General features: G+C 69.4%; 10 protein-coding genes. 8 read left to right on the forward strand and 2 right to left on the reverse strand.

Annotated features, from left to right (window positions below; all coding sequences use genetic code 11):
* Positions 1 to 8: 8 nt before the first annotated feature.
* On the reverse strand, positions 9 to 1,760 hold the full coding sequence (locus ACQEVG_RS30275; protein WP_432989629.1) for an ABC transporter substrate-binding protein: 1,752 nt from the start codon (positions 1,758 to 1,760) through the stop codon (positions 9 to 11).
* 270 nt (positions 1,761 to 2,030) lie between these two features.
* On the opposite strand from ACQEVG_RS30275, the gene ACQEVG_RS30280 reads away from it, so the two are divergent.
* The 7 genes from ACQEVG_RS30280 (at position 2,031) to ACQEVG_RS30310 (ending at position 10,529) form a co-directional block, all read left to right on the forward strand.
* Positions 2,031 to 2,939 (forward strand): dihydrodipicolinate synthase family protein, encoded by a 909-nt coding sequence (locus ACQEVG_RS30280; RefSeq protein WP_432989631.1) that lies wholly within the window; start codon positions 2,031 to 2,033, stop codon positions 2,937 to 2,939.
* Between the two features lie 96 nt (positions 2,940 to 3,035).
* A complete protein-coding gene (locus ACQEVG_RS30285; protein WP_432989633.1) occupies positions 3,036 to 4,406 on the forward strand; it encodes an aldehyde dehydrogenase family protein in 1,371 nt (456 codons plus the stop codon).
* 47 nt (positions 4,407 to 4,453) lie between these two features.
* Complete coding sequence (locus tag ACQEVG_RS30290) at positions 4,454 to 5,146, forward strand: GntR family transcriptional regulator (protein ID WP_432989635.1); 693 nt, start codon at positions 4,454 to 4,456, stop codon at positions 5,144 to 5,146.
* 131 nt (positions 5,147 to 5,277) lie between these two features.
* Positions 5,278 to 6,543, forward strand: coding sequence for an alpha/beta fold hydrolase (locus tag ACQEVG_RS30295; protein ID WP_432989637.1), 1,266 nt, complete (start codon positions 5,278 to 5,280; stop codon positions 6,541 to 6,543).
* A 909-nt stretch (positions 6,544 to 7,452) separates the two neighbouring features.
* The gene (locus tag ACQEVG_RS30300) at positions 7,453 to 7,926 is read left to right on the forward strand and encodes a TauD/TfdA family dioxygenase (RefSeq protein WP_432989639.1); all 474 of its coding nucleotides are present in this window, start codon (positions 7,453 to 7,455) and stop codon (positions 7,924 to 7,926) included.
* Positions 7,911 to 8,207 (forward strand): hypothetical protein, encoded by a 297-nt coding sequence (locus tag ACQEVG_RS30305; protein ID WP_432989641.1) that lies wholly within the window; start codon positions 7,911 to 7,913, stop codon positions 8,205 to 8,207. Before ACQEVG_RS30300 ends, ACQEVG_RS30305 begins: the two co-directional genes overlap by 16 nt.
* Positions 8,208 to 8,438: 231 nt before the next feature.
* Positions 8,439 to 10,529, forward strand: a complete 2,091-nt coding sequence (locus ACQEVG_RS30310; RefSeq protein WP_432989643.1) for a UvrD-helicase domain-containing protein — start codon at positions 8,439 to 8,441, stop codon at positions 10,527 to 10,529.
* Between the two features lie 145 nt (positions 10,530 to 10,674).
* Here the strand turns inward: ACQEVG_RS30310 and ACQEVG_RS30315 are convergent, their stop codons facing one another.
* Positions 10,675 to 11,268: a transposase family protein gene (locus tag ACQEVG_RS30315; protein WP_432989645.1), complete on the reverse strand. Its 594-nt coding sequence runs from the start codon at positions 11,266 to 11,268 to the stop codon at positions 10,675 to 10,677.
* Positions 11,269 to 11,664: 396 nt separating this feature from the next.
* On the opposite strand from ACQEVG_RS30315, the gene ACQEVG_RS30320 reads away from it, so the two are divergent.
* Positions 11,665 to 12,219: an NAD(P)H-dependent oxidoreductase gene (locus ACQEVG_RS30320; protein WP_432989647.1), complete on the forward strand. Its 555-nt coding sequence runs from the start codon at positions 11,665 to 11,667 to the stop codon at positions 12,217 to 12,219.
* Positions 12,220 to 12,276 lie beyond the last annotated feature (57 nt).

Consider the following 12,276-nt stretch of genomic DNA (forward strand, 5'->3'; position numbering starts at 1 on the left):
GACGAACCTCAGCCCTGGCTCTTGGACGGGTCCTTGAGGCCGACTGTGGCGTAGTCGAGCTGGCCGCCGAAGGAGGTCTGGCCGTACGCGCCCGCGATGTTGCTGCCGAGCACCAGGGGCCAGCGGCGGACCAGGACCGGCACGGCGGGGGCCTTGGCGAGGATCTCGCCGTCCAGCTGCTGCCAGGCGGCGTTGGCCTGCTTGGCGTCGGTCATGGCGGCGATTTCGTCCATCCGCTTCATGGTCGGCTCGTCGCGGAAGAGCGAGTGGTTGCCGGAGTTGCCCTTCTCCTTGATGTAGCGGCCGTCGAAGACGAACGGCAGGAAGGTGGAGCCGGACGGGTAGTCGGGGCACCAGCCCGTGTACGCGATGTCGGTGCGGTTCTTGGTGTCGCCGATCGTCGCGTAGAACGCCGACGGGTCGACGGTCTCGATGGTGACCTTGATCCCGGCCTTGCCCAGCGACTGCTGGATCGCCTCGGCCCGCCCCTTGTCCCCGGTCGAGACGGTCATCTTCGTCTCGAACCCGTCCGGCTTGCCCGCCTCCTTCAGCAGCTGCTTCGCCTTCTCGATGTCACCGGTCGCGGGGATCTTCAGAGTGTCCGGCTCCTTGCCGTCGAAGAGGGTGGCCGGCATGTAGGCGGTGGACAGGTCGTTGAAGGCGGGGCCGCCCGAGGCGGTGAGCACCGAGTCCCTGTCGAGCGCGTACTGCACGGCCTGACGGACCTTCACATCGTTGAACGGGGCCCGCCCGGTGTGCATTTGGACCATGTCCGTGCAGTTGGTCGACTCGGCGATCAGCCGCTTGCGCACCTCCGCGTCGGGCAGCACCTTGGCCGCGCTCTCCGGCCGCAGCGCACCCCAGGAGACGGCGGAGGCGTCCGCGCCCTGGCTGGCGATCAGCCGGTCGTCGATCTGGTTCGCCTTCAGGCCCATCACCATGACCAGCTTGTCCGGGTAGGCCTTGCGCACCTGGTCGGTCGAGGCGTCCCAGCCGGTGTTGCGCACCAGCACCAGCTTCTTGCCGCGCTCGTACGACTCGATCTTGTACGGGCCCGAGGAGAACGGCCGGTTGTCGTACTGAGGCCCCTTGTCCTTGCCCTTGGGCACCGGGGCGAAGGTCGGCATGACGGTGGCGTTGGGGAACTCCGCGAAGGGCTTGCGGAGTTCGAAGACGATCGTGTGGTCGTCGGGCGTCTTGATGGAGGCGAGGTGCTTGCCCTCGGCAGGCCCCTGGTAGCCCTCGGCGCCGGCCAGGTAGCGGGCCGCGTAGTCGGCGCCGCCGGGCAGGTCGGGGGAGAAGGACCGCTCCACGTTGTACTTGATGTCCTGCGCGGTGACGGGCGTGCCGTCCTCGTACTTGATTCCCTGCTTGAGATGGAAGGTCCAGGTCTTGGCGCCGTTGGAGGAGGTGCCGAGGTCGGTCGCGAGGTCGGGGACGAGTTCACCGCCCGCCGTGCCGGGGGCCGCCTTGTAGGTGACCAGGGTGCGGTAGAGCAGCCGGGTCCCGAACTCCATGTCGCTCATTACCCAGTTGCGGGCCGGATCGAGGTGGGTGAAGTCCTGGTTCGACAGGACCGTGAGGGTGCCGCCCTTCTGCGGAGTGCCGCCGACCACGGCGCCTTGGTTGTCGGCCGCCGGGTTCTTGCCGCCGGCGCCTTGGCCCCCGGCCGGATGCTTGGAGCCGGAACAGCCGGCTGCGCCGAGTGTGATGGTCGCCGCCAGGGCGGTTGCGACGGCGGTAAGGGTGCGCTTGTTCATCTGGTCACTCCGAGAGCAGTCGGCCAGCCGAGGACTGGAATGTGACCGGTAAAATAGTAATGTGAAATTGCACTGCACAAGGTGTTGGCGAGTCCGTTACGCACCTGTGTCCGAATCAGGGGGTCGCTGGGGGGTGTGTCACGGGTGGATCGCGTGAAGCCCTTGGCATCGGCAGTGCAATGTGAAATATTACTGCCGCCTCCACGGGGAGCGCTCCGGGGCGGCACCTCTCTCACAGTAAAATGTCACACATTACGGAAGGGCTTCTTCATGACCTCCAGCTCCTGGACCAGCACCCGCCCGTGGCGCGGGATCATGGTCGCCACCGCGCTGCCCCTGCGCGACGATCTGTCCGTCGACTACGACGCGTACGCCGAGCACGTGGCCTGGCTGATCGAGAACGGCTGCGACGGTGTCGTGCCGAACGGTTCGCTCGGTGAGTACCAGACCCTCACCGACGAGGAGCGGGCCCGCGTGGTCCGCACCGCCGTCGAGGCGGCGGGCGACGGAGCCCGGGTGATGCCCGGTGTCGCCGCCTACGGCAGCGCCGGGGCCCGCCGCTGGGCCGAGCAGGCCGCCGAAGCCGGCTGCGGCTCGGTCCTCCTCCTGCCCCCCAACGCCTACCGCGCCGACGAGCAGGCCGTCCGCGCCCACTACGCCGAGACCGCCCAGGCCGGGGTGCCGGTCGTCGCGTACAACAACCCCCTCGACACCAAGGTGGATCTCACCCCCGCACTGCTGGCCACACTGCACGGCGACGGGCACATCGTCGCCGTCAAGGAGTTCACCGGCGATGTCCGCCGGGCCTACGAGATCGCCGAACTCGCCCCGGAACTCGACCTCCTGATCGGCGCCGACGACGTCCTGCTCGAACTCGCCCTGGCCGGCGCGGTCGGCTGGATCGCCGGCTACCCCAACGCCTTCCCCGCCACCTGCGCCGAGCTCTACCACGCCGCCGTCACCGGCGACCTCGACACCGCCCTGCCCCTTTACACCTCCCTGCACTCCCTGCTGCGCTGGGACTCCAAGACCGAGTTCGTCCAGTCCATCAAGCTGTCGATGGACATCACCGGCCGCCGCGGCGGCCCCACCCGCCCGCCGCGCTTTCCCCTCACCGGAGCCGTCGAGGCCGGAGTCCGGGCCGCCACCGAGAAGGCCGTCGCCGACGGTCACCACTGACCACGGGAGCCCACACATGCGCACGAGCCATGTCTTCCACGCCGTCGACTCGCACACCCTCGACCCGGACGGCCCCTTCCCCGGAGGTTTCCTCCTGTGACCAGCCTCGTCTCCCGCAACCCGGCCGACCCCACCGACGTACTCGTCAACATCCCGACTCCGGGCGCGTTCGCGGCGGTTGACGCCGTCGAGCGTGCCCGTGCCGCCCAGCCCGGCTGGCTGATGGGTGGCGCGGCAGCCCGTTCGGCGGCGCTCACCGCGGTCGCCACCGGCATCGAGGCCGCCGCGGACGAGCTTGCCGAACTCGCCGTGCGCGAGGTGGGCAAGCCGCTCGCCGAGGCCCGGGCCGAGGTCGCGCGGACTGCCGCGATCTGGCGCTACTACGCCCAGGCCCCGTACGAACCCACCGGCGCCGTCCACGAACCCGCCGCCGGCTCCGGACTCCTCCTCACCCGCCGGCGCCCGCACGGCGTCGCTGGCCTCATCACACCCTGGAACTTCCCCTTCGCCATCCCGAGCTGGAAGGCCGCCCCGGCACTCGCGGTGGGCAACGCGGTCGTCCTCAAGCCCGCTCCGGAAGCGACGGCGTGTGCCCAGCGCCTGGCCGAGATCGTCCAGCAGAGCCTGCCGGCAGGGGAGTTCACCGTGCTGCCCGGCGGGGCGACCGAGGGCAACGCCCTCGTCTCCGCCGCCGACGTCATCTCCTTCACCGGCTCGACAACCGTCGGCCAGGCCGTCGCACGTGGCGCCACTGCCCGGGGCATCCCGGTCCAGTCGGAGATGGGCGGCTTGAACGCGGCCCTCGTCCTACCGGACGCCGACATCGAGCAGGCCGCGGCCCACATCGCCGCCGCGATCGCCGGATACGCGGGCCAGAAGTGCACCGCCACCAGCCGCGTGATCGCGGTCGGCGCGGCCATCGACCCCCTGCGCGAGGCTCTCTCCGAGGCGCTGCGGACCGTCGCGGTCGGCGATCCGGCCGATCCGTCCACCGTGTGCGGACCACTCATCGACGAGCATGCGCGCGATCAGGTCAGCGGTGCCTGGGGCGGGCCCTCGGTACTCGCGGGCGGCACCGTGCCCGACGGGCCCGGCTGGTACGCGGCCCCGACCCTGGTCGAGAAGGTGTCCCCGGGCCACCGGCTGCTGCGCGAGGAGGTCTTCGGGCCCATCGCGGTCCTGCTGCCCGCCGACGACCTCGCCCATGCGGTACGGATCACCAACTCGGTCCCGTACGGCCTGGTCACCTCGGTCCACACCGCGGACCTGGACACGGCCCTGAACGGACTGGATCAGCTCGACACCGGGATGATCCGGATCAACGCCCCGTCCAACGGCGTTGACTTCCACCTGCCCTTCGGCGGCGCCAAGGCATCCAGCCACGGGCAGCGCGAACAGGGTCACGCGGCCTTGGAGTTCTACACCTCCAGCCGTACGTACACCCTGTCACCTGTGAAAACAACGTGACATTGTACGGTGGTGATCCGCTCCGGGATGAAGGGATCACCACCGTTATGGGGCACCTGAAGCAGCGCGACCTCAACGCCACCCGCGAGCGGCTGCGCGACCAGGTCGCCCACGCCCTGCGGGCCGCCCTGATCTCCGGCGAGTTGCGGCCGGGGGAGGTCTACTCCGCGCCGGGGCTCGCGGAGGACTTCGGGATTTCCGCGACGCCCGTGCGCGAGGCGATGCTCGACCTGGCCCGGGAGGGCCTGGTCGAGCCCGTCCGCAACAAGGGGTTCCGGGTCACCGAGGTCAATGAGCGCGATCTCGACCAGTACACCGAGATCCGTGCCCTGATCGAGATCCCCACCGTCGGCCGGATCACCCGGTCCGCCGCTCCTGAGGAACTTCAGGCGCTGCGGCCGGTCGCAGAGGAGATCGTCCGGGCCGCGCGCGACCACGACCTCATCGGATACCTGGAGGCCGACCGGCAGTTCCACCTCTCGCTCCTCGCCCTCTCCGGCAACGAGAGGCTCGTCGAAACCGTCGGCGACCTGCGCAAGCGATCCCGCCTGTACGGGCTCACCGCCCTCGACGAGCGGGGCGGGCTGATTCCCTCGGCCGAGGAACACCTGGAACTCCTCGACCTGATGCTCGCCGGCGACGCGAAGGGAGCGGAGAAGTGCACGGCCAGGCATCTGGGCCATGTGCGCTCCCTCTGGGCCAGGAGCGAGACCGCGGCGAAGACCGCCCGCCGCGGGTGAGCCGGGGGCACAACCCTCCATAACGCGGAGTTATGCGGACCTGAGGGCTCCCCGCCGGCAGTCGGCCGCCCCATGCTGATCCATGCAATGTCACACTTCATGCCGCAGCTCCTGGGCTGTGAAAGGGAGCCATGAACCCCGCGTACGCGACCGTCGACCACGTCTTCACCGTCCCCCTGGACCACTCCGCCCCCCACGGGCCGGACATCCAGGTCTTCGCCCGTGAGGTCGTCGACCCGGCCCGCGTCGGCGAAGGCCTTCCCTGGCTGCTCTATCTACAGGGCGGCCCGGGCGGCAAATCACCCCGTCCGTCGGCCGGTTCACCGAGCTGGCTGCCCCAGGCGCTCAAGACCCACCGGGTGCTCCTCCTCGACCAGCGGGGCACCGGCCGCTCCACCCCGGTCACCGCCCGGTCCGCCGCCCGTTTCGCTTCCCCCGACCGACTCGCCGCATATCTCTGCCACTTCCGTGCGGACTCCGTGGTTGCCGACGCAGAACTGATCCGCCGTCAACTCTGCGGTGAACAGCGCTGGGAGACACTCGGCCAGAGCTACGGCGGCTTCCTCACCCTCACCTACCTCTCCCAGGCGCCCGAGGGACTGCGGGCCTGCTATGTGACCGGTGGCCTGCCCGGCCTCACCGCCACCGCCGACGACGTATACGCCCGGACCTACCCACGGGTGCGGGACCGCGTTCTCGACTTCTACGCCCGCTACCCCGACGACGCCCCCCGCCTCCGCAAGATCGCCGATCTCCTCGCGACCACCGGGGTCCGCCTGCCCAATGGAGACCGCCTTACCATCCGCCGCCTGCGCACCCTCGGACTCGCCCTCGGCATGGGTGACGGCTTCGAACGGATCCACTGGCTGCTCGACGAATCCCTGGACGCCGACGGCGAGTTGACCGACACCTTCCTCCACCAGGTGATGAACCTGACCGCCTTCACCGACAATCCGCTGTTCGCAGTGATGCAGGAGACGCTCTACGGTCAGGGCGCGGGTTCGAGCCGCTGGGCCGCCTCGCGGGCGCTCGCGGACCTCCCCGAATTCGCCGAGGACGCGGATCCCCTGCTCCTCACCGGAGAAATGATCTACCCATGGATGTTCCGCGACATCATGGGTCTGCGCCCCTTCGCGGACGCCGCCGACCTGCTGGCCGAACGCGCCGACTGGCCGCCGCTGTACGACCCGCACCGCCTCGCGGCCAACCAGGTCCCCCTCGCCGCGATCGTCTACCACGACGACATGTACGTGGACGCCGCGCTCTCCCTGCGCACCGCGCGCGAGGTCGGTGCCACCCGCGTCTGGGTCACCAATGAATGGGAGCACGACGGCGTCACCGCCTCGAGCGGCCGTGTGCTGGCCCGCCTGATGGACCTTGCCGCGGACCGCGCGTAAAGACGTGACCACTGGCTCCGCCTCAGGGCCGGTCGCGACGGCGAACCTCTCCCGTCCGTGCCTCCGGCCAAGTGCCCACTCCCGCGCGGCGCGGTGCCGCTCGTACGCGGTGGCCGGCTTGTCCCGACAGGGTGCGCGCGGAGCGCGCAGTCCCCGCCGCGGTGGGAGAGTGGCCGGGTCGGCACCGCGGCGGGCGCGGAAGGCGTCGGGGGCTCCATTCCGGAGAGACGGAGCAGTTCCGATGTCCGCAATGCGGGATCACTCCGGGATTTCTTGACCGAAGAGGTGGACGTCTGCTGAACTCACGTCTCATGAACCCGCGCGTGGACCTGACTCGGCGGCGCCACATCGACCTGGCGCACGTGTCCAGCACGTCCTGTTGTCGCTGATCCAAAAAGCGGTCCCCGGCAGCGGCCGGTCTGCGTCGAAGGCGTACGTCCGGGAATGGCGGTGCGAAGCCGCCCGCACATCGGTGCCTCCCCGAGGGACTGCCGCACCCACCGCCTGACCGCCTCCTTCTCCGCGTCCTTTCTCCGTCTCTTTTCTCCGTCTGTCCTCCCCGGCTGTGGGGAGAAGAGCCGGGTGGCATCCGGAGATCGCGCGGACGAGAAGGCTGTTCGAGCAGGCTGACGCGGCTGTCGCAAGCACGTCGCGTTGTCGACGGGCTTGAGGCCGAAGAAGCGACGTTCCCTCGGATGCGGCTGCGCAGCACACGCTGACCGGGGCGATCGCACGACCTTGTCCTCGTGGCTTCACGGACTTCGGGCACTCCTCGGGTAGTTCTCGGTCGCTCCCGCACAGCTACCGGACCGACCACTGCCTCTGTGGCCGTTCGTCCCCGCCCCTCACCCCTTCACTCCAACTCTCAGCACGCGGCAGTGCGCCCAATTCCTTGAGAGGGACCGCCTCATGTCTCCGTCCATCCGCAAGCTCACGGGCCGCATCGGCGCGGTCGTCGAGGGCGTCGACTTCACGGCGCCGCCCGACCTCTCGACGATCACGACGCTCCGTCATGCACTCAACGAGCACAAGGCGATCGTGTTCGACAACGTGAGCCTCGACAACGCCGGTCAGGAGCGCGTGGCCGGGTGGTTCGGCGAGCTCACGACCGCCCACCCGAACGTGCCGGCTCGACCTCACTGCCTGGCGCGTCTTCCAGGACTTTGTGCAGTTCCAGTTGGTGGTGGGGCGGGCGGTGGGGGGTGGGTGATCTGGCCGCGCTGGATGATGCGAGGGTGGTGGGTGGTGCTCTCCGTCGGGCCGGAGCCGATTCGTTCGTGGGTGGGCTCGCGGAGGGGATACATACACAGCTGGGGACGGTGTACCAGGGCGCGGACCTGTCGCAAGGCCAGTGGCAGCGGCTTGCTGTGGCGCGCGGTGTGATGCGGTCGGCTCCGCTGCTGCTGGTACTGGACGAGCCGACCGCCGCGCTGGATCCGGTTGCCGAGGATGATCTGTACCGGGCGTTCACTGAGGGGCGCGGCGCTGTTGGCGGGGGGATCACTCTGCTCGTCTCGCACCGATTCTCCACGGTCCGGGGCGCGGACCGGATCGTGGTGCTTTCCGGTGGCCGGGTGACGGAGCAGGGCACGCACGCCGAACTGATGGCTTCCGGCGGCCGCTACGCGGAGCTGTATACCGCCCAGGCGGACGCGTACAGCTGAACGGCACCCAAGTTCCGCCAGTGCGGCGCCCACCGCTTCTTCGCCGGCCAGGTCCGCACAGCCTGCTGCCACGACGACTCGCTGGGCTGGGTCGTCGCGATGCCTGAGCCTGAACGGCTGCCTGAGCGTCGTTGACGGACGGGGAACCATCCTGGCTCGGCGATTGTGCACCCTGCCGCTCCGGTCGCGGACCGTCCTATGATCGCTACTCCGCGTATGAGGGGGCTGGGCATGGCGACAGGCGGGTCGGCGTCGCGACGGGCGCAAGAGGCGCGGCGACAGGAGCGGCAGCTGCGGGAACAGTGGCAGGCCGCCCGCCGACAGGCGCGTCAGTGGGAAGCGGCGAGTGAGGGTGAACGCCGGGTCGCCGCCCAGCTGCTGGTGCTCACGGAACGCGGGTGGCGGCTGCTGGTGGATCGACGGTGGCCGGGGACGCGTACCGCCAATGTGGACATGCTGCTGGTCGGCCCCGGCGGGGTCTTCGTCGTCGACGTCAAGAACTGGCGGTCTGCTCCGGAGACTTCGGGCGGCAAGCTCCGTGCCGGAGGCGAGCCGCGCGACGAGCACGCGGCAAAGCTCCTGGCAGTGACAAAAGCCGCCGAGGGCGCGGTTGCATCCCTCGGCCTGTCACCGGTGGCAGTTCAGCCGCTCATGGTCTTCGCGGGCCAGCGGGTCGACGCCGGGCTCGGCAGGATCCGGCTCCTGGGTGAGCACGAGGTCGGCCCCGCGCTGCTGTCGGAGCGCCGCAGACTGCGTACGGAATCGGTCCGCGCGATCGCCGATCACCTGGAGCGCATCTTCCCCGACTACGAGGGATCGGCGGTCGGCCAGACGGCCCCGCCTCCGCCAGCACAGCCGCAGCAGGTCGAATCCGACGGTCTTTTCGACCTGGCCGGTCTGCGTGACGCGGCCCTGGAGGAGGCGTTGCGGGCCCCGATCGAGCAGTGGATGACCTTCCTCCACCCCGATCAGGTCGCGCTGGTACGCCGCAACTGGTCGGGTCCGGCGCGCATCAGCGGTCCGGCAGGCACGGGCAAGACAGTCGTCGGCCTCCACCGCGCGGCCCACCTCGCCCGGCGCACCAGCGGCCGGATCCTGTACGTCACGTTCGCCAACAACCTGCCCCGGGTGCAGGGCACCTTCCTCAAGACCATGTCCCCGGCCGTCGCGGACCGGGTGGACTTCCGTAGCCTGCACTCCTGGGCGCAGGAGTTCCTGCAGGAGCGCGGCGTCCAGGTCCGGCTACACGGGGACAAGGCCGAGACCGCCTTCAGCCTCGCCTGGAAGCACGTCGGGCGCGACAGCCGCCTGGCGGAGATCGACCCGGCACCGGGCTACTGGCGCGAGGAGATCGCCCATGTCATCAAGGGCCGCGGTATCACCACGTTCGAGGAGTACGCGACGGTGCCCCGGCGCCGCCGCAGGACGATCCTGCGCCAGCCGCACCGCCAGGCCATGTGGGCGCTGTACGAGGCGTACGAGTCCCTGCGCATCGAGCGCGGCGTGCACGACTTCAACGACGTCCTTTCCCTTGCCCTGGCAGAAGCGGCGCGGCGTACGGACCGGCCCCGGTACGCGGCCGTGATCGTCGACGAGGTCCAGGACCTCACCCTCGTCGGAGTACGCCTCCTGCACGCCCTGGTCGGTGACGTCCCCAACGGGCTGCTCCTGGTCGGCGACGGCCAACAGGCCGTCTACCCGGGCGGGTTCCGCCTCGCCGACGCCGGCATCGACATCCGCGGCGACCGCGGACAAGTGCTGCGCACCAACTACCGCAACAGTAAGCAGATCCTCGACACGGCCCTCGCGGTCGTCGCCGACGACGCCTTCGACGACATCGACGGCCTGCGCACACCCGGCCGCCGGGACGTCGACCTCACGTACCACGACGGCCAGGTGGTCCGCGTCACGAAGCCGACCGTGGCCGAACACGACCAAGCGCTCCTGGACGCCCTGCGCGAACTGCCTGACGGCGCACGAGCTGATGCCGCCGTGCTGTGCCCTTCCATGCGGGCCATCGGCCACTACCGGCGGCTGCTCACCCGCGCCGAGATCCCGGTATGCCTGTTGGAGCACTACGACGGCCGCCCCGCCGACGCGGTCAAGCTGGGGACGTATCGCAGGGCCAAGGGCCTGGAGTTCAAGCGCGTATACCTGCCGCAGCACGATGCCGCCCTACCGAACGGGGCGTCAGCCTGCGGCCCCAGCGTCGCGGAGGTGGCTGAAACGGCACGAGAGCGCGAAGAGCTGTTGCGTAGCCAGCTCTTCGTGGCAATGACCCGGGCGCGTGACGTGCTTTGGTTGGGCAGCGTGGCCGGGTAGGGGTAGCGATGCGCTGCGCGGTCTGGACACCGGGTGGGCGCACCGCAGACGGCAGCTGGTATGCCTTCCATGTCAAGCAAGTGGCCCAGTTCAGTGAAGCGAACGCGAGGAAGGCTCTGGATGCGTTCGTCCGTGGGCCGCGTCCTCACGGTGCAACGCGCTTGATCATCATTACCTCCTGCAAGGGACACGGACCCAGGTACGCGACTTGGCCCACCACTACCAGGAGCAGTACCCGGACCTGGTCTTGTCGGGAACCCGCAGTTGGGTGACGGTGCGGCCGTCGCCGGTCATCGCGGCCAGCAGGTGGGCAGAGCGGGCAGCTCGCCGTGCCGGGAGCCTCGGGCGGCCTTGCCGTCGAGTCCACCGAGTCCGATCCGGCAGGATCAGCGCCGGTCAGGTCGGCCAGGCCGCCGGGGCAGACCAGGCCGACAACCCGCCGGATCGTGGCGGCACTCGGTGCGACCCGCACACCCAACGCCCCGACGACCCGGGCACCGAGGCGGGCCAGGGCGTGCTGAGGAGCATTCCCGGACCACTGGCCGATGGCCGCGTACGAGCGCGCGCCGGCAAGCGCCGCCGAGGCGGCGACCAGCAGCACCGCCACGAACGGGTGACGAACCCCCCGACGCCGCCGCGGATCGGGCAGCACCCGCAACCGCTCCACCAGCGGCAACCCCGTCACGCTGCCCAGAGCGGGCGACTTGGTCAGGCAGACGGTGGCAGACTGGCGGCACATCGAAGCTCCGACGATTCAGGGCGACTTGGGAAGGTCACCCCGTTCAACCGGAGCTTCGTTGCATTCGCTACGGCCCGACCCGCACTTCTCGCACCACCGCGACCTGCGGACTCACGTGATCACCGGGACTTCGAAACGCCCCTGGGGCGTTGGGGGTGCGCGTGAATATCCACCACCCGGACGGTCTCCGGTGGAACGAGTCCGTCAATATTGCGTGATAAACGCCGGTCGGATCACCGACCGCCTTTACTTACAGAGACACAGCCGCTCGTTCCGAAACGATCGCCCTTTCAAAGCGCTCGAGACGCATGACCGCGGACACGACCGACCCGCTCGCCAACATTGACAGTGAGGACGCACACGGGTTCGCGTCCTACACGAGAAATGGAACAGTCAGTGACCACCAATCGCACCCTCGTCATTGTCGCCCACCCGAACCTCACGGAATCCCGTGGCAACGCCACCTGGCTCGCCGAGATCAAGGACTTGGACAACGTCACCGTCCACGACCTCTACCAGACTTACCCCGATTTCAAGATCGATGCCGCACGCGAGCAGCAGCTGCTGCGCGAGCACGACACCGTCGTTCTCCAGTTCCCGGTCTACTGGTACAACGTAACCCCGCTGCTCAAGGCCTGGTTCGACGCGGTGCTGGTTCACGGTTTCGCCTTCACCTTCGACGGTTCCGCCTCCGCGCTGCAGGGCAAGAAGGCTTGGCTGGCCGTCACGGTCGGCAGCACCCTGGAGACCTACGCCGCGGAAGGCCTCGCCCGACGGACCCTCGAGGAGTACCTCGCCCCGGTCGCTCAATCGCTGGAGTTCTGCCAGCTTGACTATCAGGGTTTTCACTCCGTCTACGGCATGATCTTCGACCCGTCGGACGAGGACCTCGCCCTGAACGCCAAGGAATACCGCAGGCTCATCGCGACCAGTGAGACGCCGGTCGGCTGACCTCGATTAATCACGATGTTTACTCTGGGGCCCAGCCCCAGGCCGCGCGTTCCTGCG

It is taken from the genome of Streptomyces sp. CA-135486 (assembly GCF_050936555.1).
Lineage (GTDB): Bacteria > Actinomycetota > Actinomycetes > Streptomycetales > Streptomycetaceae > Streptomyces.

Excerpts from the sequence above, each read along its gene's own strand:
- ACQEVG_RS30275 (WP_432989629.1), bottom strand. The coding sequence starts at position 1,760 with ATGAACAAGCGCACCCTTACCGCCGTCGCAACCGCCCTGGCGGCGACC.
- ACQEVG_RS30280 (WP_432989631.1), top strand. The coding sequence starts at position 2,031 with ATGACCTCCAGCTCCTGGACCAGCACCCGCCCGTGGCGCGGGATCATG.
- ACQEVG_RS30290 (WP_432989635.1), top strand. The coding sequence starts at position 4,454 with ATGGGGCACCTGAAGCAGCGCGACCTCAACGCCACCCGCGAGCGGCTG.
- ACQEVG_RS30295 (WP_432989637.1), top strand. The coding sequence starts at position 5,278 with ATGAACCCCGCGTACGCGACCGTCGACCACGTCTTCACCGTCCCCCTG.
- ACQEVG_RS30300 (WP_432989639.1), top strand. The coding sequence starts at position 7,453 with ATGTCTCCGTCCATCCGCAAGCTCACGGGCCGCATCGGCGCGGTCGTC.
- ACQEVG_RS30310 (WP_432989643.1), top strand. The coding sequence starts at position 8,439 with ATGGCGACAGGCGGGTCGGCGTCGCGACGGGCGCAAGAGGCGCGGCGA.
- ACQEVG_RS30315 (WP_432989645.1), bottom strand. The coding sequence starts at position 11,268 with ATGTGCCGCCAGTCTGCCACCGTCTGCCTGACCAAGTCGCCCGCTCTG.